A 25,946-nucleotide genomic window follows, 5' to 3' on the forward strand; every position below is an offset into this window, starting at 1 on the left:
ACAAACTACTTTTTATCTCAATGAAACAACTATACTTTTTGGTGCTTTTGACCTTCTTGTCTACCACAACTCTAATGGGACAGGAAGAAATTCCTTTTAAGCTCAAATCTCCAGAATCATTTCTGGGATATGAGTTAGGTACCCAATTCAGTTTTCATCATCAAGCATTGGCTTACTTCAAACATGCCTCCGAAGTGTCGTCAAAAGTAAAGCTTCTCTCATACGGTAAGTCTAATGAGGGGAGGGAGTTGGTAGCTGCCGTAATTACCTCAGAAGAGAATATGGCACAACTAGAGCAAATACGCCAAAACAACTTGATCAGTTCAGGACTTCAGCAAGGTACTGTGCAAGGAAAACGCCTTCCTATTATTTGGCTAAGCAGCAATATCCATGGCAATGAAGCTGCCTCCACAGAAACAGCCATGAAAGTGCTTTATAAGTTGATCTCAAGTGAAAGCGACACCGTCAACCAGTGGCTACAGGAAATGGTGGTTGTTCTTGACCCTTGTGAAAACCCTGACGGTAGAGACCGATATGTAAATTGGTACAAGCAGAAAAAAAGTACCCTACCACGTGCAAACAAGGAAGCTTGGGAACATCATGAGCCTTGGCCTAGTGGCAGGTACAACCATTATGTCTTTGATTTGAATAGGGACTGGGCTTGGCAAACTCAGGTAGAAAGCCGTCAGCGAACCAAACTATATCAGCAATGGATGCCCCTAATCCATGTCGATTTGCATGAGATGACAGCCGAAGCTCCGTATTTCTTTGGTCCTGCAGCAGAGCCAATGCATGAGGAAATTACACCTTGGCAACGTTCCTTCCATGAGATTGCAGGTCAAAACCATGCTATGCATTTTGACAAAGAGGGCTGGACTTATTTCTCTAAAGAGACTTATGACCTTTTTTACCCAAGTTATGGCGATACATGGCCTATGTTTAACGGGGCTATTGGGTTTACCTATGAACAAGGAGGTAATGGAAGAGCTGGACTCTCTTACGAAAGAGCGTCTGGAGATACATTGACTTTAGCAGACAGAGTCATTCACCACTATACCAGTAGTATTTCAACTCTAGAAGTTGCTTACAAGCACAAGAATGAGTTGCTAAAAGAGTTTGACACCTTTTTCAAAGAAGGTTCTAAAGGCTTATACAAAACTTATGTTTTGAAATATAAAGGGAATGAAGGTAAAATTGAAGCACTCAAAAAACTGTTAGACAGACAGCAAATTCAATATACCTATGCAGCCAGCAACAGAACGGTAAATGGTTTCAATTACTTTGAAGGAAAAGAAGGTCCATTTACCATACAGTCAGGAGACCTAGTAATAAGTACCAATCAGCCAAAAGGCAAGTTCGCTAATGTATTGTTTGAGCCTGAAGCTACGCTGTCTGACTCTCTAACATATGACTTAACTGCATGGGCGCTTCCATATGCTTATGGTATTGAAGCTTCCGCACTCAAGACTACCATTAAAACTACATCAAAGGAACCTACCAATCATTGGACTGAAAATGATACACCTCAGGACAATACGTACGCCTTCCTAGTTAAATGGAAAAACATCGAAGACGGTTATTTCTTGGGACAACTTCTACAAGAGCAGATTCAAGTCCGTTATGCAACTGAGCAGTTCACGATAAGGGGGAAAAACAAAGTAATAGAGCAATTTGAACCCGGTTCCTTGGTAATTACCCGTAAAGACAATCCTCAATTGGGTGACAAGTTTGAAAAAACTATTGTCGATCTCGCAAATAAGCATAAGCAAAAACTACAGGTTGCTTTTACTGGTATGGCTGACAGCGGTAAAGACTTGGGGTCTTCTTCCAAAGCATTTTTGAAAAAACCGAATATAGCTTTGGTTGGAGGAGATAAAACAACGCCAACTGACTTCGGTGAATTATGGTACTACTTCGAGCAAGTGCTTCAATATCCCGTGACTGTCATTAATACAGAAAACCTGTCTTCGGTAGATTTACAGCAATACAGCACCATCATTGTACCTTCGGGTAATTATGACCAGATGGAAGGGAGAGCAAAACTTCTTGATTTTGCCAAACAGGGAGGTAAATTGATTATGGTAGAAAAAGCCATTGAGATTGCCTCAAAAGCCACAGGTACTGAGCTCAATAAACTCACTGAAGAGCTTGAAAAAGAGAAGGAAAAGGAGAAAAAAGGAAAAAACAGAAGAAGCTATGCAGAGCGAGAAAGGGAACAACTTTCAGAATATATAGCAGGAAGTATCTATAAGGTAGACCTAGATACAACACACCCAATTGCATACGGTGAACAGAACAAACTATTTGTCATCAAAGGGAATAAACACCTCTACCCAGCACTTGAAAATGGCTGGAATGTTGGTGTATTTGATCAAAATAGCCTTATGAGTGGCTTTGTTGGATATAAACTTAAGAAGCAAATTCCTGGTACATTATCCATTGGAGCGGAAAAATTCGGTAAAGGTCAATTAGTTTATTTCTCAGACTCACCTGTATTTCGAGGATTCTGGAGAGGTAGCATGATGACGCTTAATAATGCACTGTTCTTTGACTTTTAATAAAAAGCCCCCTTACCAAACTTATTGGTAAGGGGACTCTTTTTTTGATCGATAGTAAAAACCTCAGTAACTGCTTTCACCATCATATATATCCTGCGCCTGTGTCATCATATTGACAATTCCCTTGATTAATCTTTTTCCATATCCATCTTTATGAAGTCTGATTAAGCAAAGCTCTTCATTGGGTTCTACTTTTGACGCCTCATGATCCATCACTTGTACCATAAGGGTTTTTCCATCATCAACTGCTTGAAAGAAATTGAAATTTGCAAAATCTACTTTCTTCGGAAAGGTCTTAAATTGCAAATCCTTATCACTGAAGTACTTGACAAAGATTGTCTTTTCCTGAGGTTTGTAGACAAACTCCACATACCGTACTTGTTCCCCATTTGGTGCTATGACATACTGCTCGTTCTGAGGAGAGGCAAAGATTGAGTTTATTTCCGCTACAATATTATGGACTTTTCTGTTTGCCGCCGTCTTCTTATCCAGTCCCATAACAGTTGTTGTAAAGACTAATTCTCCAAACAATAACAAGGTCAATAGGAGAACTGAAATGCTAGTTTTAAATACATTGTTTTTCATGGTTAGGGTATTTAAAATGTGATAGTGGGTAGGTGTAATAAATAATTTGTGTCAGTGCGATTTTTTAATGATTTTACAGGTAATAGTCCCAGACCTTACCAGGTCTGTTCCTTGTAATTTTTTACGCTGAGAGTTAATGAGAAAATTGATAAAATGGGGATTGCTGTTTTTATGCTGCTTGCTTTTAGTAGGGCTGATTGCTGAATTTGTGTTTCCTCCATTCAGTGAATCAGTACTACGCACTGTCCCTAAGCAAAGCATGCTGGCAGCGATCTCAACAAACAAACCAAGAGAGTTGGTGCAGAAGTTCCAAAAAACGCCCATATGTAAGGAAATTGAAACTTTAACACATTTTCACACAACTTCTCAAGCACTTTTACGTATCGATGGCGCATTTTCCACATACCCATTCTTAGGTTGGCTAGCCAAAAGACCTGTCAACATTTCACTACATCTGACTGGAAACAATAAAGATTTAATGCTGGTGGCAGACTTACACCAATGGAGTCGGTTGAGGGGACTGTTTATTCCTGCTATGCGAAAGTTTGTTCGTGGAGGGCTTCATATCCAAGAATTATCTACCCAAAGTAGTGAGCACGATACATTTGTCATTAGCCAAAATCAGCAGAAGCTCTTTGGATACTTTTACCGAAACTTATTGGTCATTTCTAGCAGTGAAGATTTACTGAAGCAATCTATTAGCCTTGGGTTAAATCAGAGCTTGGCTAGCTCTACTGATTACTGGCAGACTGAAACATTAAAAGGTGATTTTGATCTTTTTACACAAGGTGAAAATATAGCTACATGGGGAAGTGATTTTTTGACTATAGAGGAAAAAGACAATCTGCTTGTAGCTGGGCATGAATTCACCACAACAGCTCTCAGTTGTCATATAGATAGCAAAGGGGATATTACAGCAAGAGGCAAAAGCAAACTAGCCTATACTAAAAATTCCCGATTCACTACAATGCTGGCAATGAGTAAGCAAAAAGCAGCCATAAGCAAAGTAGTACCAGAGAGTGTAGCGTTATTTTCCAGTTTTGGGACAGAAGGCTTGCGCTACGCCTATACCAAGATGATAGAGTATGACCAAGAATACCGTCAACAGATTTCGGACTTGGAACAAAAGCTGGAAATAGATATAAATGAAGATATCTTTTCTTGGGTAGGCAAAGAGATGGCCTTTATTCAAACTGCTTCTTTTGAATTGGGTTATAAGAATGAGCAAACAATTGCCATAAGTCTAAACAACCCTACGCTGGCACAGGAAAAATTATGGCAAATAAGTGACAAAACACGCCAACTAACACTTCAGCGGTTTGAAAAACTAAATTATCGCGAATATCTTGTAGGCTATCTGCCAGTAAAAGACTTTTTCCGTTTACTGTTTGGTGAGTTTTTCAGCAAGATCGAGCGACCTTTTTTCAGTATCATCGATAATACATTGATCGTTAGCAATCACCCTGTCACTATCAAAAGAATTATTGATGATTTTGAAGCTGGAAAAACACTAGCCAACCAAGAAAGCTTCCGTCACAATATCAGCAAGGTTGATGGCAGTACTTTCTTACTACACTTGCAAGGAAGCACCGCTTTTGACGCGCTGCACGGACTTCTTGCGCCTGAATATTACCAAGCAGTACTCTCCAATCAGGAACTTTTTCTTTCCTGCAAGTCGGCTACATTTGGGCTAAAAAAGGATGGGCAAAACTTTTCAGTCTCAGGCGTATATCAATATGGGAAACCAAGTCACACACGCCTGAAACTTGACCATATAGCACAAGATCAAGCTTGGCAAGATAGAAATGGACTGTCAGCCATACTTGACGGTGATACGCTAAAAGGATGGAAAGCTTTTTCAGAAATAGCACCACAGCTAGCTGACAGTCAGAATATGCTACAGGCAAATTAATTTCAACCATTGACAACCAAATTATTCAAGCATGAAAGACGATAAAAACAAACAACCTAAAGACAATACCAACCAACCTAAAAAGTGGGATGCTTCTGAAGAAAAAATTATACAGGCTTTTAAACAGAAGGACTGGAATGAAATCAAAAGCACTAATTCATGGGTGATTTTTAAAGTCATGTCTGAATTTGTGGAAGGGTTCGAGAAGCTCGCTAAAATAGGACCATGCGTTTCGATATTTGGTTCAGCCCGTACCAAAGGCGACCATAAATACTATAAAATGACTGAAGAAATTGCATACAAACTTGTAGAGCATGGTTATGGTGTCATTACTGGTGGAGGACCTGGTATTATGGAGGCTGGAAACAAAGGTGCACACAAAGCAGGAGGTACATCTGTAGGACTTAACATTCACTTACCATTTGAACAGTTTGACAACCCATACATTGACAGAGATAAGCTACTTACATTTGATTATTTCTTTGTACGAAAAGTCATGTTTGTCAAATACTCACAGGGATTTATTGTGATGCCAGGTGGACTAGGCACTTTAGATGAGCTGTTTGAGGCTTATACACTTATCCAAACCAAGAAAATTGGAAGGTTCCCAATAGTTCTTGTCGGAAAAAATTACTGGTCAGGTCTAATGGACTGGATCAAGACGACATTATTGGAAGCAGAAAACAATGTAAGCCCTGAAGACCTTAACTTGATTAGCTTGGTAGACACTCCTGATGAAGCAGTTAAAGTCATTGATGATTTTTATGCACAGTACCTGCTTTCTCCAAATTTCTAAAAGAAGAATTAACAATGTTGTGTGCTTAATTATTAAAAAATTCATTATGTGAGTATTTTATCCAAAAAAATCTTTACAAAAGAAAAAATCTTAATCAAAGTTCTTGATAATTAGCATATAAAAGTATCATCTTCGCATTACTTCAGACAATCCACATCAAGTATAAGTATGGATTTAAGAAGCACACAACACTGTTAACGAATAATCGCTTTTACAAACCAAATTTTGATCAGTATTACATAACTATCCAGAAGGGATCAACTAGCAAAAAATAGGATTATCACATTCAAAAAATTGAAAACCTTGAAGAATTATCATCAAATCATACTAGCAGCAGCAGGACTTCTGGTATTAGGTTCATCGTCCTGTAACTTTCAGCAGCCACAACAGAGTCAGCAAAATGCAATAGCCTCAATGGAAGCTCCCAAAAAGGAGCAAGCTAACCCATTACTGAATATTGACTTGCCTGAAAGCTTTACCTTTTGTGGCGAAAAAGTCAAAATGGAAGATATTGATGTCAGAGAACGATTTGACAGAGAATTGTATGTCAATACATTTTGGCATTCGAGCACAATCTTAATGCTAAAACGAGCAAACCGTTGGCTTCCTGTCATCGAAGAGGTGTTAAAAGAGGAGGGTGTTCCAGAGGACTTTAAATACCTGTCTATGATAGAAAGTGGGCTGCAAAATGTAGTTTCCCCTGCCGGTGCAAGAGGCTTTTGGCAATTCCTGTCCGGTACAGCCAAAGATTATGGCCTAACGGTCAATGGTGAAGTGGATGAACGCTATCATGTAGAAAAATCCACAAGAGCTGCTTGTTCGTATCTTAAAGAAGCAAAAGATAAACTGGGGTCATGGACATTGGCTGCCGCTGCATACAACAGGGGAGTTAATGGAGTCAGAAAAGCATTAAATGAGCAAAAAGCCGATGACTATTATGATCTGCTTCTAAATGAGGAAACTTCACGTTACCTTTTCCGCATTCTTGCCATCAAGATGATTCATTCTGATCCACAGCAATATGGTTTTGACCTTAATGACCGTGTTCTTTATACACAAGAGCGCCTAAAATATGAGAAAGTGGAGCAGTCTATCAGTGACTTACCTGCTTATGCTCAGGAAAAAGGGATTTCTTACAAACTATTGAAACGTTATAACCCTTGGCTCAGGGATTCAAAACTCACTTTAAAGAATGGTGAATCATACCTGATAGCCCTGCCAAGGTAAACATTAAGGATCTATAAGTATTTTACAGCCCTGTAATACAACATATTTCGATACTTATTCCGATATTTGCGGGTTCAAAAATCACCCTGATGCTCCAATGGCTCAAAAAGCCTCATAAATGAAAAGTACATTTAGTCTCGTCGGTATCTGTACATCTTTTGTTATAACAGTAAAGGAGCCTCAGGCATACCGCGCACGATGGTCATCACTATCGTCGTTGGACTGAATTTATTTTCAGGAGCAAACAAAATACTTCAAAAGTAAAGATTTTAAGATTATGGCAAATATAGTGGCTATTGTAGGTCGTCCGAACGTCGGCAAATCAACCTTGTTCAACAGACTGGTTGAGCGAAGAGATGCGATTATGGACAACCAAAGCGGTGTAACCCGTGACCGTCACTACGGAAAAGTAACTTGGACAAACAAAAGTTTCACTGTCATTGATACTGGTGGATATGTTGTAGGATCTGAGGATACTTTTGAAGCAGCTATCCGAGATCAGGTAGCTGTATCATTAGAAGAAGCATCTGTTGTGCTTTTTGTGGTAGACTGTATCACTGGTCTTACTGACCTTGATAAGGACTTTGCAAAAGTACTGAGACGCTCAGACAAACCTGTATACTTGGTAGCGAACAAGGCTGATGATACAGAAAAACTGTACGCAGCCAATGAGTTCTATGAACTAAGCATGGGAGATCCATTCCCAATAGCTGCTGTTAGTGGTTCAGGAACTGGTGACCTGCTGGATGCAGTAGTCAACCACTTCGAAGAGGATGAGGAAGAAACGGACGAAAAAGAAAATAACATTCCAAGAATTTCGGTGATTGGTCGTCCTAACGTAGGTAAATCGTCTTTTGTAAACTTCTTGTTGAACAACAACAGAAGTATCGTAACTGATATTGCAGGTACTACACGTGATGCTGTCGATGCCCATTACAATGCATTCGGACATGAGTTTATCCTAACCGATACTGCGGGTATTCGTCGTAAATCAAGAGTACATGAAAATATCGAGTTCTACTCAGTAATGCGCTCTATCAAGGCCATTGAGAACTCGGATATCTGTGTATTGGTAGTAGATGCCACCAATGGTGTAGAATCTCAGGATGTGAACATCATCAACCTTGCCATCAAGAATAAAAAAGGGGTGGTACTGATGGTGAACAAATGGGACTTGGTAGAAAAGTCAACCAATACCGCTCGTGATGTTGAGCGTGAGATTCGTACAAAACTACCTCACTTGCCTTACTTACCAATCATTTTTGCATCAGTACACGAAAAGCAGCGTGTAATGAAAGTGATTGAAAAGGCTGTTACTGTTTATGAGAACAAACGCAAGAAAATCCCTACTTCACAGCTGAATGAAGCGATGCTGAAAGAGATAGAAAACTATCCACCACCATCGTATCGTGGAAAGTACATCAAGATCAAATACATTACACAGATCCCAACGTACAATCCAACTTTTGCATTCTTCTGTAACTTCCCTAAACACATTAAGGATCCTTACAAGAAGTATTTGGAAAACAAGCTGAGAAGCCACTTTGATTTTGAAGGAGTTCCTGTACAACTCGTATTCAGAAACAAGTAAAAAATAAACATCAAGCCTCTTACTATTCAGTAAGAGGCTTTTTTATTCGGCAGGTATAAGCAATATAAAAGAGGTATCTGTCGCGATTCCTGAAAATATTCCTGTGCCATTTTCAATATTCGTTGGGTCCCGTAAAAGGTGTTCTATCTCAGGGTTATTTCCTCCAAAAAACTCTACATAAGGACTGTCTACAGCCATCAAGGTAACTTGATTTGTACCATATTTCTGGAAATTGACATCATACACCACCTGTTCTTCTTTTGTGGTGAGTGTCCCTCTTATGTTAAGAAGGGTTAGTAATATATTTCCTTCCTCAAACGGGATTTTCTCCTCTTCTTCAACGACACTTTTGGTTGTCACAATAAAATTGGCACTATCAGGGTTGTCCCAAACCAAACTGACAAAATTATTTCCAGGCTGTACTAAGCCATCATTTTCTCGTAAAAACATGGTTCCTGAAGAAAGTCTCACATTACTAGGCCGCATTGGAACCCTTGTGGAGGCTGTGATCAAAACGCCATTGTACCTGATTTCTAGTCCATACTGTTCTCCTTCCATCACCTCTAGTTCATTCCCCTCATAAAGATAGTTGCCTTCCTCTTGAGAGTCCTGCTCAAGTGGGTATCGGTTACCTCTCCATAAAACAGTGACAAGTGCATCATTGATATAGAGTCCTTCATTAACAGCTACTTCATTCAACCGTTTCAAACGGACATCCTTAACAGGTTGACCTGCATAAAGGTAGGCTTCTACTACAATTACATTCGAGGGGTCTCGAACTTCTGTACTCTCACAGGAAACAAACCCTAATAACGCTAAAAATATTCCCAAAAAAGCCTTCATCTCAAAAACTGATTTTCATGGATACACCCGGTAATATTCCCAATTGCTGAACATCTGTCAGTACAAATGTTCGCCCTGTTTGCTCTGTAATTTCCTGTGGAACGCTCACCAATTTCTTGTACTTGATATTTTTCCTGTTATAAAGATTAAAGCATGATGCTCCCAGCTCCAACTCCAGTTTATCCTTTATATGCGTCCTATAAGTTACAGAAATGTCAAGTCGATGATATGCAGGCAAACGGTTATCATTATAGATATCAGCATAGTTAAAAAGTAACTCATCTCCATTTGGGTTTTCAATGGTTAAAGTATTATCAGGTAAAGTAAAAGGCTTACCTGAACCATAAGCCCAAGTAAGTGCAAACACCCATCTTTTAAGGTTATAAATATTGACAGTTTTGAACTCATGCCGATGGTCATCCTGTCCTGGAAACCATTCTCCCTGATTCACTTTGTCAAACTTGTTCGTCACCTTTGCTAGTGTGTAGCTTATCCAACCCGTGTATTTGCCAACTTTTTTCTGAAGCAATACATCTAGTCCAATTACCCGCTCATCTCCGGGGAAATAGAAGTCATCTTCTGAAATTACAACAGTAGGAGAGAAGTTCACAACTCTCGGAATATAACTGACAATCCCTTCTGACTTCTTGAAATAAACTTCTCCATCCAATAACCAAGCGTCCTGCTCATAAGTAACACCTGCGATATAATGGGTCGCTGTAATATCTGGAACCTCGTTACCATTGGCTAGTACCCAAAAATCAGGACTACCACTATATACCGTATGCCTTACAACCCTAGAAACAAACTGACTGTACTGTCCCCATGCTGCTTTCACCCTCAAAGAAGGATTAAAGGAATAAGAAGTTGATAACCTTGGTTCCAATATTTTGGACCTACTCAGGTCAAAATAGTTGTACCTAAGTCCTGCCGTAATACTCCAATCTGGTATTGGGTTGTATATATCCTGTACGTAAACACCTACCTGTGTTCCTTCCTCATCAAACTCATCCAGTGTTGTCGAGACCAAATCAAATGTCAATCGGGCATCATTGTAAGTTGCCTGCACACCATACGAAAGTCTATGTTTTGAGTTTAAAGCATAATCATGGTCCCACTTTACTGATGCATCCTGTACTTTATTATTTTGTACCTGAAAGAAATTGAAAATTACTCCTTCTTCACCTGTTGCATCTGATTTCAATGTAAAAAGGTGGCGGTCATCTAGCTTACTCCTGTACAGTGAATATGAGATTTTGAAGTCAGAAGCATAACGGTCACTCCACTGCCTCCCCCATCGAAAGCTACCTCCCTTTGTTCCCCAATTCTGTAATTGATCAAGGTTGTAAGTAACTAGAAACCCATCTTCTGAGTCTTGTTGCCTTTCATCAAATATCAGTTCATCCCGACCTCCATAATAGGATAATGAAAACACATCCTTATCCTTAGGTGTCCATGTCAACTTTGCATTTACATCATAAAAGAAAAACGTAGGTATAAAAGGTTCTCCACCAAAACCAACCCTATCAATAGATGCATTTGTTTCAACCGCAGCATCAAATAGTTTCTGGAATAATCTATTTCTTACTAGGTCCGTATAGGAGCGTCTACCTGCCAGCATCAACCGTAACCTATTTTTAACAAGCGGAACCTCTAAATATCCGGATGCACTTAACAAGTTAACTCCCATCGTACCACCCATCTTGGAACTGCTACCTTCTTTTCCTGTTATATTTACTACTCCTGAAACCCTTCCTCCATATTCGGCACCAAAACCTCCTTTGTTTACCTGAATATTCTTGATGGCATCAGCATTAAATGCACTGAAGGTTCCAAAAAAATGGTCCAAGTGATAGATTGATATACCATCAAAAAGCATCAGGTTTTTATCATTTCCACTTCCCCGTATGACTAATCCTCCCGATGTTTCGTTGGTACTTCCTATTCCAGGCATCAGCTGTAAAGACCTAAAAACATCTACCTGTCCCAATGATGGCAATACCTTAAATGTAGAGGGGTCTACTGAGTAACTACCTGCATCAGATGATGCATCCAGCAACTGTGGTATATTATCGTCCCAAACAACTACCTCCTGAAGCTCTTTAGCGCCTCTTTCCATGCGTAAGTCTAACCTTTGCTTACTTACATAAGATGATAGCTTATATTCCATTGGCTGATAACCAATATACTGACAGACTATCGTGGATGTATCGGTAGGTACTTCCAATAAAGTAAAAAAACCAAACTGGTTGGTTACTGTACCCTTGCGGGTATCTTTTACATAAATGGTTGCATATGGTAATGGCTCTCCCGATTGGGCATCTTTCAGGGTCCCTGTGATATTTATATCATAAGACACTTCACTCAGTTCTTCGATCTCATCTTTTGGTCTAATTAGAATTTGAACATCATCAAGCAGCATAAAACCTAAATCTGTGTCTGAAAGAATGGTATTCATTGCCTCAACCACGGAGGCCTCATCTAGTGTTACACTTATCTTGATATCTTTTAGCAGATCTCCATCAAAAGCAAACTGCAAATTGTACTTCGATTGAAAGTCCTCCAAGATGTCCATTAATAATACATCCTGATAGCTCTCTGAAATCTTTAAGGTATCCTGCACCTGTGCTTCAACATTACCAGCATATGAGCAGAACAACCCGAGCATCAATAAAAAGATCAGTTTTAGCTTTAAGTCACGAATCATCATATTCCCTTATTGTGGATCACCCTATTATCAATCCAAACAGCAAGTTACATCTTTCAATAAATCAATTCATAGAAACGAGAAAAACCTTTGGATTTACTCCAAAGGTTTTTCATTCTTCTGCAAGCTGATATGAAAGTGAATATGCTAATGAGTAATACTGACTACTCTTTTATTTCTGTCGACTTTATATTTGAGTCCCATTGGCACACATACCAACTTCAATGATTTTTCTAGATTATCATTGGCAAAGAAGCCTGTGTACTTTCTTTTTCCTTCTTCTTGCGGACAATCAACTTTAACGTCATACTGTCTCTCAAGTGTACCAAACACATTCTGTAAATGTTCTTGGTCAAAATAAAACGTACCTGTTTGCCAACCCAACACTTTTTCAGCATCATTGTCATAAGGTTCACAAAGCAAGCCATTTTCTAGCAGCTTAGTAGACTTACCTTTACTAAGTACCTGCTGCTCTCCAACACCATCCCCTACTTTTACGGCTACTTTCCCTTCAATACAATCTACTTTGAATTGACCAATTCTTGACAAAACGGAAAATTGCGTACCCAATACTGTTGTTGTACCATTCTCCGTTTCTACATCAAATCGACTTCCTTTTTCCACATCAAAATAGGCTTGTCCGTCTAAGGTGACAATACGGCTATCATCCCAACTGCTTTCATCATAGGAGAGCGTTGTTCCTGCATTAAGCTGAACTTCCGAGCCATCAGGCAATACAACAGAGAGCTGTTCTCCATTACCTGACTCAACTTTTGTCCCCTGATTTGCTAAAACGGTCCAAAAAGCTGCGGCAAGTAAGACAACTGCTGCTGCTACAGATGAAAAGTACGCACGCTGCGTCCACACTACGACACGAGGTCGTGATTTCTTACCATTTTCAAAAAGCTCTTCGTTTGGCTTCTGAACAGTTAAATTATTGCCTTTGACTGTTTGGTTATAATCAGATAGGTCCAATTTTTCGCTAATTTTTAACCATGCCACATCCTTGTTTTGGTTTTCCGGTACATTCAACTGAGCAATCCGCTCAACAGAACGCTCCAATTCGTGAAAAGACTCACCCTCTGTCTCTATGATTTCTTGGAGCTCATTCTTTTCACTTTCGGAAATAGTACCTTCTAACCACCTTCGTATTAAGTCATCAAGGTCGTGTGACATCGCAACATTGATTTATTAGGTACAGTTATAATTATATCTTATAGTCGATTCTTTCTCTAAGTAACTCCAAGGCCTTTCGCATTCGCTTCTCTACTGCCTTTACACTAATTTCAAGCCTTTCAGCTACTTCATTATAGGTCAAGCCTTCGATACGATTCATCAGAAAAACTTCACGACTCTTCTCTGGAATATCTCCAATCGCTTTCTTCAATCGTTGGTCAAACTCTTGCATCTCCATTTCAAAATCAGGACCATTTGACGAATCATTTCCTTGGTAGTTTGACACAAAGTTAAACACGACAGAGCCATGCTTCAAATGATTAATTGCCAAGTTTCCTGTGATGGTATACAGGAGTGTCTTTACAGTCTCCTGCTTGATGTCTTCACGTTTCTCCCAAACTTTTATGAAAGCTTCCTGTGTCAGATCCTCCGCTACATCTATATCTCCCACCTTATAATAGGCGAAGTTACGAATGCTTTCATAATACTGGTCAAAAAGCTGCTTGAAGTTATCCAGCTCCAGTCCAGTAGTACGCTCTTTTGTCATTTCAATATCAGCCAATGTAGTTCAGTATTTTAGGTAAATAACTCCGGATACAAATTACGTTCCGGCCACTCATCACTAAAAAACCAAACCCTATTTTGACTTGATCAGTTCACCAGCCCTACATGTATCCCTTCTTCTATTACAGATCAGAATTTGGCAGTTTCGGATAATTTCATTCGATTATATGCTGCCAAACCACTAAGTACAAAGAACTTCTGTTAATATTAATTCCTTCAAATATTATATATAATTCGTACACTTCCACTTTCGTTTAGAAAGATTCACAACTTAATGGCAATAATTCTAGTGGTACTACTTTTTAACAGATTCTTAATAGAAATGTGGAAATTAATAAAATATAAGAAAAGTTACATTTACTCGTTATTTCATAGTTAATGCAGCATCGTGGTAGGGTAAAGGCAAGTCTGAACTGTATTAATGCTAAATAAGCACCATCATTCACTTTTAGTTCAGTGTTAAATTTTAACATACCAATTCTTTGAGTTGGTTGTGTTTACCTAAATAAAAAGAATAGTTAAGCATGGAGAATAACCACATTAGCGACAAAACAATACAAAGGCTGATGGAAGACCAATTATCTAACGAGGAGATGGACCAACTAAGCAAGTCTGAGGAAGGTCAGCAACTCGTAGACATTTCACAAGCGGCGGGTCAATGGAAAGTTCCTGTAGGTAAAGATCAAGGTGAAGCATGGAATAAACTGTCTCAGCAAATATCTTCCTCCTCAGCGAAGAAAAGTAGCTTCGGTCGCCGTTATATTTTTTTAGCAGCAGGTGCTGTCATTTTATTGGCCACTGCACTTATTTTTTGCCTTTACATGTATATGACTTCTAAATCAGGTGATGGGTTGACGGCATTCAATAATCTAATGCCTGTTCTCAACAATGTGATTGAGACTGTTTCTGATAAGGTATCAGTCTCATAGCTTTTCTCTCCACTTTAGTCAGTTTCTTTATATAGTCCTGTATCTACTTATAGTACTATACTAGTCTTCGTTATGGCAAACTCCTCTTTTCCTATATTTTACGGCTATATTACCATTACTTCTTCCGAATTTTAAATAAATGTGTTTTATTTATTTTTTCGTTGGGAGATAGGCAAAACATGCACGGTGACAATTATTGCCTTTTTTACACTACCTGACTGATAATCAGTTACTTTAAATAAACATTTTACATAAAAGATGCTTAATCTTGTATTGTTTGGCCCTCCGGGTGCAGGAAAAGGCACGCAAAGTGCTAAAATCAAGGAAAAATACAACCTCGTACACCTTTCAACTGGTGACTTGCTTAGGTCTGAAATTAAGGCAGGTACGGAGCTGGGCTTAAAGGCTAAGTCCCTGATGGATCAAGGTCAACTTGTTCCAGACGAAGTTGTAATTGGGATGATCGACTCCAAACTAAAAGAAAATAAAGCTGCTAACGGTTTTATCTTTGATGGTTTCCCTAGAACAGTGGAGCAGGCTAAAGCGTTGGATACGCTGACGGAGCAAAACAATACTTCTATCTCTGGCATGGTGGCTCTTGAGGTAGATGAAGAAGAGCTGACTACTCGAATTCTTGAAAGAGGTAAGACTTCTAACCGTGCTGATGATCAGAACGAAGAGCTGATCAGAAACAGAGTTCAAGAGTATGAGAACAAGACAGCGCCAGTTGCTGATTACTACAAAGCGCAAGACAAATTCAAGTCTGTATATGGAGTTGGCAGCATTGAAGAAATCTTCGACAAACTGTGTTCTGCAATTGACTCATTATAAGTCATCATGGGTTAACTGATAATCAACATTTTGAATTGGTTAGAAGACAACTTGCAGATCAATAAGCATTAACGAAAAAGATTCATTTCTTCGAATGAATTTTTCATATCTTTGCAAACTAAAAGAGGTATTGACTCAATCAATACCTCTTTTTTTCTGAAAATAATTTACAACTTCAGCAGGCTGAATTCTCCTAAGCTTAATATATAAAGGCATTGATGCCTTTGAATAGGTTGGCCGCTGATAACTGGTCACTTGACAATGGCTTCATCCAACTTTATAGATTACGTAAAAATATTTTGCCGCTCCGGTAAAGGTGGTGCAGGTTCTGTACACTTCCGTCGAGAGAAATTTGTACCCAAAGGCGGCCCTGATGGTGGTGACGGTGGTAGAGGTGGTCACATTATTTTGAGAGGTGACAGCAACTACTGGACATTGCTTCACCTCAAGTATACCAAACACATTCATGCTCCTAATGGTAAACCCGGAGGTGGTCATGGAAGTACAGGTGCTGAAGGTGAGGATATAATTATGCCTGTACCTTTGGGAACTGTTGCCAAGGATGCTGAAACAGGTAAGGTATTGTTTGAAATCACTGAGCATGGTGAAGAGAAGCCCCTGATGAAAGGAGGTAGAGGTGGTTTGGGTAATACCAACTTCAAGACTGCTACCAATCAGGCTCCACACTATGCACAACCAGGTGAGCCAAGTGAAGAAGCTTGGATTATCTTGGAATTGAAAGTATTGGCTGATGTAGGCTTGGTAGGTTTCCCTAACGCAGGTAAATCCACACTGCTTTCTGTTATTTCTGCAGCTAAACCAGAAATCGGAGATTATCCTTTTACTACCATGACGCCAAACCTTGGTGTTGTTGCTTATCGTGACTCTAAGTCATTTGTTGTTGCAGATATCCCTGGTATCATTGAAGGTGCTGCGGAAGGTAAAGGATTAGGGACTCGTTTCCTGCGCCACATTGAGCGTAACTCTGTACTCCTATTTATGGTGCCAGCAGATGCCGATGATATTTCTAAAGAATACCAGATTTTGGTAAACGAAATCAAGAAATACAATCCGGAACTGCTCGACAAAAATAGAGTTCTAGCTATCACCAAGTCTGATATGATTGATGATGAACTAGAACAACTATTATTGGAAACTATTCCAAAAAATGTTCCGTATGTCTTTATTTCATCGGTTGTTCAAAAAGGTCTAACAGAACTGAAAGACCTTTTATGGAAAGCAATCCATGATAGAACAGATATCTAAATCAAATAATTAAAAGGCGCAAAGAATATTATTCTTCTGCGCCTTTTACTTTCTCCATTTCTTCCAGTAAAGCCTGCTTCACAATATCAACCTCAACCTGTTTGATACAAGCACAAGCCTTTTTCTGTGTACAGGTATTGCAACCTATATTATCTATCACCAAAAGTTTTATATCCGGATTCAATGGCTGATAATATGGCAACTCAGCAGGAGCCGTAACCATCAGCGTTGACTTTCCAAGCGTCGACGTCCAATGGGCAAGTAAGCTATTGAATGAAATCAGGGTATCTGCATGAACAATTAGATCCATAGCTTCCTGAAGGCTTTCCATTCCTGTCATGTCTTTGACATTCGGCTGCCTGAACAATTCTGGAAGGTATTGTTTCAGTAGATTTCCTTCCCATTCCGAACCAACCACTATAAAATTGAATTGATGTTTTGGTAAGCTCTCCACCAACTCAAGGTACTTTACCAAAGGCCATATTTTATCTTCTCCTTTTGCAAAAGGGTAGAGTACAACATTGTAAAGTGTCTTCTTAATAATACCCCGATATTTCATTCGTGATGAAACCGGTTCTTCCATACCTAACCATTCAAGCTGAACCTTACATTCAAAATCCAACTCAAGTGCTTTGGCAACAAAAGCAAGACTACGCAAAGAGGTTGTCTCTGTTTTGTCTAAAACCAATCTTTTATTGTAATAAAGCCTGTCAGTGACAGAAGATTTCTCACAAATTCTTAATGGAACGGCTGCGTTTTTGGCAGCTTTTGCGATTTGCTTATCTTTATTGAGAAAAATTATTACATCGGGAACAATATCTTTCAGTTCCGCTAACACATTACGCACGGAAACAAACCCGTCCACCAGCTTTGAAGACGCAACCAAAAACCGGCTATGCTCATGTGCTATAAAATATATTTCACAACCCGGAACCTTTTCCTTAAGAAAACCCGCCACCGGTAGGTTCAAAAAAGTATCTCTTTCCGTTCCAGTACTATTGATTACTATCTTTTTCATGTATTTCACTGTAATGATGCTTCGGAGAGTGCAAAATTACTTTTAATTATTTTAAGGTGTTTTGTATATTATTCAACTTACTAAAGGTTCCACCTTATGGAGAAAGATCCTATAAAGCCAGCTTATACGGAGAATGAAAAGATGAGGATCTTTGAATCAGAATTCGTTCCTCATCTAGATTCGATGTACAATTTTGCTTACAAGCTCACGCTCGACGAAGAAGACGCTAAAGACCTCGTGCAGGACACCTACATGAAGGCCTTCCGATTTATTGCCTCTTTCGAACAAGGAACCAATGCCAAGGCATGGCTGTTCCGAATTCTTAAAAATAGCTTCATCAACGACTACCGCAAAAAGAGTAAGCAACCTTCCAAAATCGACTATCAGGAAGTAGAAAGTATCTACAACTCTGACGATGTCGATATGGATATCACCACAGACCTTCGTGTGGAAACCATGCAGAACAGGATAGGGGACGAGGTAACCAACGCCCTTAATTCTCTCGCTGTCGATTTCCGTATTGTCATTATACTTTGTGACCTTGAAGGCTTCACCTATGAGGAAATGTCCAAAATATTGGATATTCCGATTGGTACAGTTAGAAGCCGACTTCACCGCGCCCGTAACTTGCTGAAAGAGAAACTCGCCAAATATGCCAAGAAAATGGGCTACAACGCTGAAGAAGATATGTAAAACTCCAAATTTGTTGTAAGTTTGCGTGCTCTTAACGGAGGCTGAATATTCAGAACCTCAAAAGAGAGCAACTGCACGTCAGGTGTATGTATGGCTTCTCTTCTTTAAAATCATATTCCATTTTCAAAAAAAGGCATCATACAAAACATGGCATCTGGCAAGGTATTTATCTTTTCGGCACCATCAGGTTCGGGCAAAACTACGATTGTACATCATTTACTCAAGAAAAATCCGCACCTCACTTTTTCGATTTCCGCTACCACACGCCAACCTCGCGGGAAAGAAGTTCATGGCAAAGACTATTACTTCCTGAAGCCTGAAGAGTTCAAGGCTAAAATTGATGCTGATGCATTTGTTGAATTCGAACAGGTGTATGAAGGTCTTTACTACGGTACACTCAAGTCTGAGATTGAAAGAATTTGGGCTGAAGGCAAACACGTAGTACTGGATGTAGACGTTCAAGGGGGAGTCAACCTGAAAAAATATTTTGGTGACAAGGCGCTTGCTGTATTCATCCAGCCTCCAAGTATTGAAGAACTTGAAAACAGGCTACGTTGCCGTCAGACAGACACAGAAGAAAGTATTCAGGAAAGGGTCAGCAAAGCTGCCTCTGAGATGGAATACTCATGTCAGTTTGATACAATCTTGATCAATGATACACTGGAGCATGCTTTTGAAGAAGCAGAAAGATTGGTTCAGGAAAAAATAGACAACTAGACCAAAAATATTGCAACAGCTTATATCCCCATTACAGCAAGACTGTGATGGGGATTGTTGTTTTCAGTGAAAAATACTATTTCCTTTCTAATCCTATTGATCTTCGTATAACTTTGTAATGAACAGAATGCTTTTATCTAAGAAATTACATTCATGAGAATTGGTTTATTTTTCGGCTCATTCAATCCCATCCATGTAGGGCATCTCATTATTGCCAATACCATTGCAGAAAGTGGAGAAGTTGACGAAGTGTGGTTTGTGGTATCACCACAAAACCCTTTCAAGAAAAAGAAAACATTGCTGCATGAGTTTGACCGCTACGATATGGTTCAGCAGGCTATCGTTGAAAATCCCAAACTCCGTGTAACTGATGTTGAATTCAAGATGCCAAAACCGAGCTACACTATCGACACGCTAGCCTACCTGTCAGATAAGTATCCTAAACACAAGTTCAAGGTAATTGTAGGAGAAGATAACCTCCAGCATTTCCATAAATGGAAGAATCAAGAACAGATCTTGGAATATTACGGCCTGATTGTTTACCCTCGTCCTAATACTGTCAAATCTCCATTGCTTGACCACCCTAATGTGAAAGTTATTAAAGCCCCTTTGGTTGATATTTCAGCTACATTTATACGTGACGCAATCCGTGATGGCAAGACAATCCGTTACCTTGTACACGAGGCTGTGCTGGAACTGATCAAACGCAAGAAGTTTTACCTTGACTAAAAAATTCTGACAAACAAGCTATGAATGCGATAGAAACCAAAGCTGTCACCAAGGCTTTCAACCTTGGAAAGCCAAATGAAGTACGCCCTGTCAATGAGGTTAGTATCAGTGTTAAAACTGGAGAGTGCGTACTACTGAAAGGTCCTTCTGGCTCAGGGAAAACCACACTGCTCACGCTGCTCAGTTGTCTTTCCAAGCCTACATCGGGAGAGTATTTATGTCTAGGGAAACCTGTATCCCATTGGTCAGAAAAGTTTTTGACACGCTTTAGAAAAGACCATATTGGAATTGTATTTCAGCATTTCAACCTGATAAAGGGCTTTACAACATCCCAAAATATCGGGTTACCACTATTTCCCTTGGGGTATACTCAACAGGAGATAGACGCCAAAGCAAAAGAAGCTGCTGCTAAAGTCAATATTGATCACCGCCTAAACTTCAAGGTAGATACCCTTTCAGGAGGTGAGCTACAGCGTGTGGCTATTGCACGTGCATTGGTCAGTAATCCTGAGTTGCTTTTTGCTGATGAACCAACTGCTCATTTAGACAGCCACAACTCTGAAGGAGTTCTTGAAATTTTTGCAGATCTGAAAAGTAAAGGAAAAACCATTTTGATGACCACACACGATCCAATAGTGGAACAGCACCCTATGATTGACAGAGTAATTGAAATGCGAGATGGAATTGTTGTAAAACACTGATAGATAAGCTAAAAACACTATTCTAACATTAGTTAACACTTATGGGGGAGACATGAAAATATGTTACTTTTGTAAGATGAAATAGTACATTATTTTAAATACCTTAGCTCTATCCGCTTATCTATGAAAAAGTATTTACACTTAATGCAGTATCTAGCTGCATTAGCTGTCTTTTTGATTTTTACTACCAGCCAAGCTAGTGCACAAAAATATTCACAGGACTCTGTGTGGAAGTACCAAGGTACTTTTGGTATCAACCTCTCCAATGTAGGATTATACCAATGGGCAGGTGGTGGTTCCAGTTCCATATCTGCAGGTGCATTGGTTGATGTCCAAACAGTTCGTGAAGGACAAAAAACTGTTTGGACAAATAAGCTTCGTATGGCTTACGGTATCATCAAGCAGCAGAATACTGAATATGAAATCCGGAAAACCGATGATGAATTTTTGTTCTCGACCGACTATGGTTATAAGTTCAATAAAAAGTGGCAGGTAAAAGCAGGAATGAGCCTTGCTACACAGTTCAATATCGGTTATGAATATAAGGCGGCTGACGGTGATAATAACCCTGAGTCTCGTAACATTATTTCCAACTTTATGTCTCCAGGTTACTTGGGGGTAAACCTGACAGGACTCTATAAGCCAAGTGAGCATATTAACTTCTCTGTTTCACCACTCTCTAACAGGATTACGTTTGTAATGGACGATACGCTTTCAGCAAGAGGAGCATTTGGTGTAGATCCGGGTGAGCATGTACGTTATCAGGTGGGTTTTACGTTCAACAACAATATTGATGTACCGCTTTTCAAGAATACCAAGTTCCAGTCTAACTTTACACTCTTTTCACCATATGATAATATGGATAAATGGGTTGCTAACTGGGGTACATTACTTGTCATGAAAGTAAATAAGTTTATCACAACCAATTTTGGCACTCAGCTAATCTATGACCCTGATGTAGATGTACCTAGGTCTGATGGAACTACAGGAGAGGGGATACAGTTTAAAAACGTCCTAAATGTTGGCTTCACTTATTCTATCTAGTAAGCCTCAGCGATTAGATAAAAGAAATGGGATGGAAAACTGATTTTCCATCCCATTTTTTATATAAAGTAACAACTGAAGTTTAGTAAATAAACTCGCCATGCTGGCTCTTCAGTGTCAGTTTCTTACCTTCATGTGCTTCTACTCTTCCGACAATCTTCGCTTCTACACCAAATGATGTTGAGATATCAATAATGTCTTGCGCATACTGCTCAGGCAAGTAGATCTCCATACGGTGTCCCATATTGAATACCTTGTACATTTCTTTCCAATCAGTACCACTTTCCTTATGGATCATGTCAAACAGTGGAGGCGTGTCAAACATGTTGTCTTTGATTACATGTACATTATCTACAAAGTGCAATACTTTTGTCTGAGCACCACCACTACAATGTACCATACCGTTAATCACCTTGCGGTACTTGTTCAGTACTTCAATGATGATTGGCGCATATGTACGAGTAGGGGACAATACCAGCTTACCAGCATCCAAAGTAACATTGGCTACTGCATCAAGTAACTTCTTATTACCTGAGTATACCAAATCTTCAGGAACTGAAGGGTCAAAGCTTTCAGGGTATTTCTCTGCCAAATACTTGGCAAATACGTCATGGCGAGCTGAAGTCAAACCGTTTGAGCCCATACCACCATTGTACTCTGTTTCGTACTTAGCCTGTCCGAAAGATGAAAGACCTACAATCACATCACCTGCCTTAATACGGTCATTGCTAATCACGTCTTCACGCTTCATACGAGTAGTAACTGTACTGTCCACAATCAGTGTACGTACCAAGTCACCTACATCAGCAGTTTCACCACCTGTGCTGACAATGTTCAGACCATTGTCTCTCAGCATCTGAAGAACTTCCTCAGTTCCGTTGATCAATGCTGAAATCACCTCACCTGGAATCAAGTTCTTGTTTCTACCAATCGTAGAAGACAACAAAGTGTTACCAGTTGCACCTACACACAGCAGGTCATCAGTATTCATGACAATTGCATCCTGTGCAATGCCTCTCCATACAGACATATCACCTGTTTCTCTCCAGTACAGATAAGCCAGTGAAGACTTTGTGCCCGCTCCATCAGCGTGCATGATGTTGCAGTACGCATCGTCTCCGCCCAGAAAGTCAGGAACAATCTTACAGAATGCCTTTGGGAAAAGTCCTTTGTCTAGATCCTTGATGGCATTGTGGATATCTTCTTTGGAGGCTGAAACACCCCGCTGTGCATATCTTTCTTGCATGACGCTATGCTTATTTTTTTAAGAATTGAAGGAATTTAGGATAAATCAAAGCCTTATTTGCCGCAAATCTAGGACTTTCCACTTAATAATACAGGAAAATTTACCCTAAACTCCTTTTCTGTTACTCACAGAAATCATAAGTACCGTAGGCGGCACAACGGTCCTCTATTTTATTTTTTACAATAATATGCTGCTGAATAGTTCTTTTTTGTATCACAGTTTCATACAAATAGTCTATCATGTCAGGAATATTCTCTGATAAAGGCTCACAACACAAACCATGATGCCCACCACAGTCGGTATAAAGAAAATAGCTTTCTCCAACTGATTGTAGCTTCATCGCAATAGAATACCCTCCATGCAACACCATGTAACCCGGCTTGTCAATTTCGCAGTAATGATGCGGAGCATCTGCATATGGAACAAGGTTGTCACACGTTCCGTGGAATAGCATTGTGGGAATCGCATTCTCTTTTGTAATCCAATCAAGGCTCAGGATTGCCCCAGCCAGACTCACTGCTCCTGCATAACGGAAATCATCAGGCAAAATCTGCTCCCCAATGTTCATATAATCACTTGGCCAATAAGCCGCATGAAGAATACACTCTGCTCCGGCACTACTACCTGCCAGAATAATTTGAGAAGCATCAAAACCTACTTCCGATGATTTATCAAGCAGATAAGCCGTTGCTTTACGCAAGTCATGTACCGTATGCTTGAAAATCTCCACCTTCTCATGACGAGACATCTCGCAACCTACGCCACCCTTTATATCTTTTGCCCTTAACTCATAAGAAATAGATACTCCTACGTAACCAAGACGAGCAAAGGTCTCCAGAAAGTTAATATAACGTGGCTCATCACGAACCCCTCCTGAAAAGCCGCCTCCATGTACCATTATAATCATGGGACGGTTTTTTACGGTATCCCCTTCAGGCTGGTAAATATCCAAGGCATAGTCCTGCCCATTTTTTTGCATATACACCTCAGTCGTCCTGTTGACCTTCTCAAAAAGCTCATCCTGATAGCGCACCTGAGAAAATGCTATCAAAGGCATCCAAACCAATACAAAAAGTAAGTATTTCTTCATCTTGACTCCGTTTTAAAAAATAACAAAAGGCATCCCGTCTTATATCTGACGAAATGCCTTAAGGTAACTCCTGTTTCTTATCTCTCCAATGTAAACCCTTTGTATTTAGGGTCACGTGGCATATTGATCAGTGGCAATTTGGTATCCTTGAACTCCTCGTATGGAGGTTCATCATACTGTTTCATTTGCTGTTCCAGCTTTGCCATCATATCTTTTTTCACATCTGCATATGCTACCTCATCAATGACATTGTTCATCTCGTGTGGGTCTTTCTCCAAGTCATAAAGCTCCCACTCATCAATGTCATTGTAGAAATGGATCAGTTTATAGCGATCTGTACGGATTCCATATTGACGTTTGGCAGAATGGAAGCCTGGATATTCATAGTAATGATAATAAACTGCATCTCTCCAGTCTTTTGGTGCGCTATCTCTACTCATTACTGGTTTCATGGATTTGCCCTGCATTTCTTCCGGTATATTTAAGCCTGCATAATCCAAGAAAGTGGGCGCAAAATCAAGGTTCATCACCATTGCATCACTGTGCGTTCCCGCCTTGATACCATTCGGGTAACGAATCAGCAGGGGAATACGGAGTGTTTCCTCATACATAAATCGCTTATCAAAGAGTCCATGCTCACCCAAAAAGAACCCCTGATCGGAAGTGAAAACTACAATGGTATTCTCAGCAAGCCCTGCCTTATCCAAATAATCCAGTACCCTTCCGACACTTTCATCCACTGACTCACAAGTAGCCAAATACTCTTCCATATAGCGCTGGTATTTCCACAGGGCAAACTTCGTTGGGTCTTGCTCGATATTTTCGTCAAAGAATGACTGGTTTTTCTTGCGATAAACCTCATTCCACTTGGCTTTCTGCTCAGGTGTAAGGCGATCAAAATCATCCGTCCACGGATTGAAGCGCAGCTCATCTGTATCAGCTGTTTTAGTCAGCTTCAAGTCGTGACCTTCATACATATCTTTCCAGACTGTCATTTCCTGTTCTTGTAATGCCTTTCTGCCATCCCAACGATCCAGATAGTTTTCAGGAACAGGGAATTTTACACTGTCATACTTATTGAGGTGGCGCATTGCTGCCATCCAGTTACGGTGTGGTGCCTTGTGGTGCATCAGCAGACAGAACGGCTTATTTTTGTCACGCTGCTTATCCATCCACGCAATCGTCTTGTCCGTGATGATATCAGTAGAATAACCTTCCTCTCTGTGGGTACCATCCTTTGTAATGAAGTCTGGATTGTAATACTTTCCTTGGTCTGGCAATATTTCCCAGTGGTCAAATCCTTGTGGTGTACTTTTCAGGTGCCATTTCCCGATAACAGCCGTTTCGTAGCCTGCACTATCCAAGGCATTGATAAAAGTAGGTTGGCTTGCATCAAACTTATCAGCATTATGGCGGAAGCCATTTTTATGGCTGTACTTACCTGTCAGCAATACTGCTCGGCTTGGCCCACAAAGTGCATTGGTACAGAACGCCCTGTCAAACTGTATCCCCTCATTAGCCAATCTATCAATATTCGGAGTTTCGACCACTTCCGAAAGCGGATGCTCATAGGCACTGATTGCTTGTGTCGTATGATCATCACACATGATGTAAAGAATATTCGGAGGAGTTTGTGCCACTTCACTAGTTTGCTCTTCTTTCTTACAAGAAGTCAGCGCTAGCAACAGCAACATCACCGGAAATAAATATCGTCTCATTTTAT

Annotated in this window: 22 protein-coding genes; 13 read left to right on the forward strand and 9 right to left on the reverse strand. The window is 39.9% G+C overall.

Features of this window, described 5'->3' with window-relative positions; genetic code table 11:
• Positions 1–20: 20 nt before the first annotated feature.
• Complete coding sequence (locus V6R21_RS28390) at positions 21–2,558, forward strand: M14 family metallopeptidase (protein ID WP_334246879.1); 2,538 nt, start codon at positions 21–23, stop codon at positions 2,556–2,558.
• Between the two features lie 63 nt (positions 2,559–2,621).
• On the opposite strand, the gene V6R21_RS28395 is transcribed toward V6R21_RS28390, so the two are convergent.
• The gene (locus V6R21_RS28395) at positions 2,622–3,143 is read right to left on the reverse strand and encodes a hypothetical protein (protein WP_334246880.1); all 522 of its coding nucleotides are present in this window, start codon (positions 3,141–3,143) and stop codon (positions 2,622–2,624) included.
• 136 nt (positions 3,144–3,279) lie between these two features.
• Between V6R21_RS28395 and V6R21_RS28400 the strand changes: the two genes are divergently transcribed.
• The 4 genes from V6R21_RS28400 to der all read left to right on the forward strand — a co-directional run bounded on the left by V6R21_RS28400 (position 3,280) and on the right by der (position 8,669).
• Positions 3,280–5,055, forward strand: a complete 1,776-nt coding sequence (locus V6R21_RS28400) for a hypothetical protein (RefSeq protein WP_334246881.1) — start codon at positions 3,280–3,282, stop codon at positions 5,053–5,055.
• Positions 5,056–5,086: 31 nt separating this feature from the next.
• A complete protein-coding gene (locus tag V6R21_RS28405; RefSeq protein WP_334246882.1) occupies positions 5,087–5,851 on the forward strand; it encodes an LOG family protein in 765 nt (254 codons plus the stop codon).
• Positions 5,852–6,154: 303 nt separating this feature from the next.
• Positions 6,155–7,078, forward strand: a complete 924-nt coding sequence (locus V6R21_RS28410) for a lytic transglycosylase domain-containing protein (RefSeq protein ID WP_334246883.1) — start codon at positions 6,155–6,157, stop codon at positions 7,076–7,078.
• Positions 7,079–7,355: 277 nt separating this feature from the next.
• Complete coding sequence (gene der, locus V6R21_RS28415) at positions 7,356–8,669, forward strand: ribosome biogenesis GTPase Der (RefSeq protein WP_334246884.1); 1,314 nt, start codon at positions 7,356–7,358, stop codon at positions 8,667–8,669.
• A 42-nt stretch (positions 8,670–8,711) separates the two neighbouring features.
• On the opposite strand, the gene V6R21_RS28420 is transcribed toward der, so the two are convergent.
• The 4 genes from V6R21_RS28420 to V6R21_RS28435 all read right to left on the reverse strand — a co-directional run bounded on the left by V6R21_RS28420 (position 8,712) and on the right by V6R21_RS28435 (position 13,957).
• On the reverse strand, positions 8,712–9,512 hold the full coding sequence (locus tag V6R21_RS28420) for a DUF4249 family protein (RefSeq protein ID WP_334246885.1): 801 nt from the start codon (positions 9,510–9,512) through the stop codon (positions 8,712–8,714).
• 1 nt (position 9,513) lies between these two features.
• Positions 9,514–12,222, reverse strand: a complete 2,709-nt coding sequence (locus V6R21_RS28425) for a TonB-dependent receptor (protein ID WP_334246886.1) — start codon at positions 12,220–12,222, stop codon at positions 9,514–9,516.
• Between the two features lie 144 nt (positions 12,223–12,366).
• Positions 12,367–13,395, reverse strand: a complete 1,029-nt coding sequence (locus V6R21_RS28430) for a FecR family protein (RefSeq protein WP_334246887.1) — start codon at positions 13,393–13,395, stop codon at positions 12,367–12,369.
• Positions 13,396–13,426: 31 nt separating this feature from the next.
• The gene (locus V6R21_RS28435) at positions 13,427–13,957 is read right to left on the reverse strand and encodes an RNA polymerase sigma factor (protein WP_334246888.1); all 531 of its coding nucleotides are present in this window, start codon (positions 13,955–13,957) and stop codon (positions 13,427–13,429) included.
• A 568-nt stretch (positions 13,958–14,525) separates the two neighbouring features.
• On the opposite strand from V6R21_RS28435, the gene V6R21_RS28440 reads away from it, so the two are divergent.
• The 3 genes from V6R21_RS28440 (at position 14,526) to obgE (ending at position 16,985) form a co-directional block, all read left to right on the forward strand.
• Positions 14,526–14,888, forward strand: coding sequence for a hypothetical protein (locus tag V6R21_RS28440; RefSeq protein WP_334246889.1), 363 nt, complete (start codon positions 14,526–14,528; stop codon positions 14,886–14,888).
• Between the two features lie 258 nt (positions 14,889–15,146).
• On the forward strand, positions 15,147–15,719 hold the full coding sequence (locus V6R21_RS28445) for an adenylate kinase (RefSeq protein WP_334246890.1): 573 nt from the start codon (positions 15,147–15,149) through the stop codon (positions 15,717–15,719).
• Between the two features lie 261 nt (positions 15,720–15,980).
• Entirely contained in the window at positions 15,981–16,985 is a 1,005-nt protein-coding gene (obgE, locus tag V6R21_RS28450; protein ID WP_334246891.1) for a GTPase ObgE, read from the forward strand.
• A 28-nt stretch (positions 16,986–17,013) separates the two neighbouring features.
• On the opposite strand, the gene V6R21_RS28455 is transcribed toward obgE, so the two are convergent.
• Entirely contained in the window at positions 17,014–18,003 is a 990-nt protein-coding gene (locus V6R21_RS28455) for a glycosyltransferase family 9 protein (RefSeq protein ID WP_334246892.1), read from the reverse strand.
• 96 nt (positions 18,004–18,099) lie between these two features.
• Here V6R21_RS28455 and V6R21_RS28460 point away from each other — a divergent pair, with 96 nt between their 5' ends.
• From V6R21_RS28460 to V6R21_RS28480, 5 genes are all read left to right on the forward strand, one after another.
• Positions 18,100–18,696, forward strand: coding sequence for a sigma-70 family RNA polymerase sigma factor (locus tag V6R21_RS28460; RefSeq protein ID WP_334246893.1), 597 nt, complete (start codon positions 18,100–18,102; stop codon positions 18,694–18,696).
• 147 nt (positions 18,697–18,843) lie between these two features.
• Positions 18,844–19,413, forward strand: coding sequence for a guanylate kinase (gene gmk / locus V6R21_RS28465; protein WP_334246894.1), 570 nt, complete (start codon positions 18,844–18,846; stop codon positions 19,411–19,413).
• Positions 19,414–19,566: 153 nt separating this feature from the next.
• Positions 19,567–20,142: a nicotinate (nicotinamide) nucleotide adenylyltransferase gene (nadD, locus tag V6R21_RS28470; protein WP_334246895.1), complete on the forward strand. Its 576-nt coding sequence runs from the start codon at positions 19,567–19,569 to the stop codon at positions 20,140–20,142.
• Between the two features lie 20 nt (positions 20,143–20,162).
• Complete coding sequence (locus V6R21_RS28475; RefSeq protein ID WP_334246896.1) at positions 20,163–20,843, forward strand: ABC transporter ATP-binding protein; 681 nt, start codon at positions 20,163–20,165, stop codon at positions 20,841–20,843.
• Between the two features lie 123 nt (positions 20,844–20,966).
• Positions 20,967–21,887, forward strand: coding sequence for a DUF3078 domain-containing protein (locus V6R21_RS28480; RefSeq protein WP_334246897.1), 921 nt, complete (start codon positions 20,967–20,969; stop codon positions 21,885–21,887).
• A gap of 82 nt (positions 21,888–21,969) precedes the next feature.
• On the opposite strand, the gene V6R21_RS28485 is transcribed toward V6R21_RS28480, so the two are convergent.
• The 3 genes from V6R21_RS28485 to V6R21_RS28495 all read right to left on the reverse strand — a co-directional run bounded on the left by V6R21_RS28485 (position 21,970) and on the right by V6R21_RS28495 (position 25,941).
• Positions 21,970–23,133 (reverse strand): AIR synthase related protein, encoded by a 1,164-nt coding sequence (locus V6R21_RS28485; RefSeq protein ID WP_334246898.1) that lies wholly within the window; start codon positions 23,131–23,133, stop codon positions 21,970–21,972.
• 121 nt (positions 23,134–23,254) lie between these two features.
• Positions 23,255–24,223: an alpha/beta hydrolase gene (locus tag V6R21_RS28490; protein WP_334246899.1), complete on the reverse strand. Its 969-nt coding sequence runs from the start codon at positions 24,221–24,223 to the stop codon at positions 23,255–23,257.
• A gap of 77 nt (positions 24,224–24,300) precedes the next feature.
• Positions 24,301–25,941 (reverse strand): sulfatase family protein, encoded by a 1,641-nt coding sequence (locus tag V6R21_RS28495; RefSeq protein ID WP_334246900.1) that lies wholly within the window; start codon positions 25,939–25,941, stop codon positions 24,301–24,303.
• Between the last annotated feature and the right edge of the window lie 5 nt (positions 25,942–25,946).

It is taken from the genome of Limibacter armeniacum (assembly GCF_036880985.1).
In the GTDB taxonomy this organism is placed as follows: Bacteria; Bacteroidota; Bacteroidia; order Cytophagales; family Flammeovirgaceae; genus Limibacter; species Limibacter armeniacum.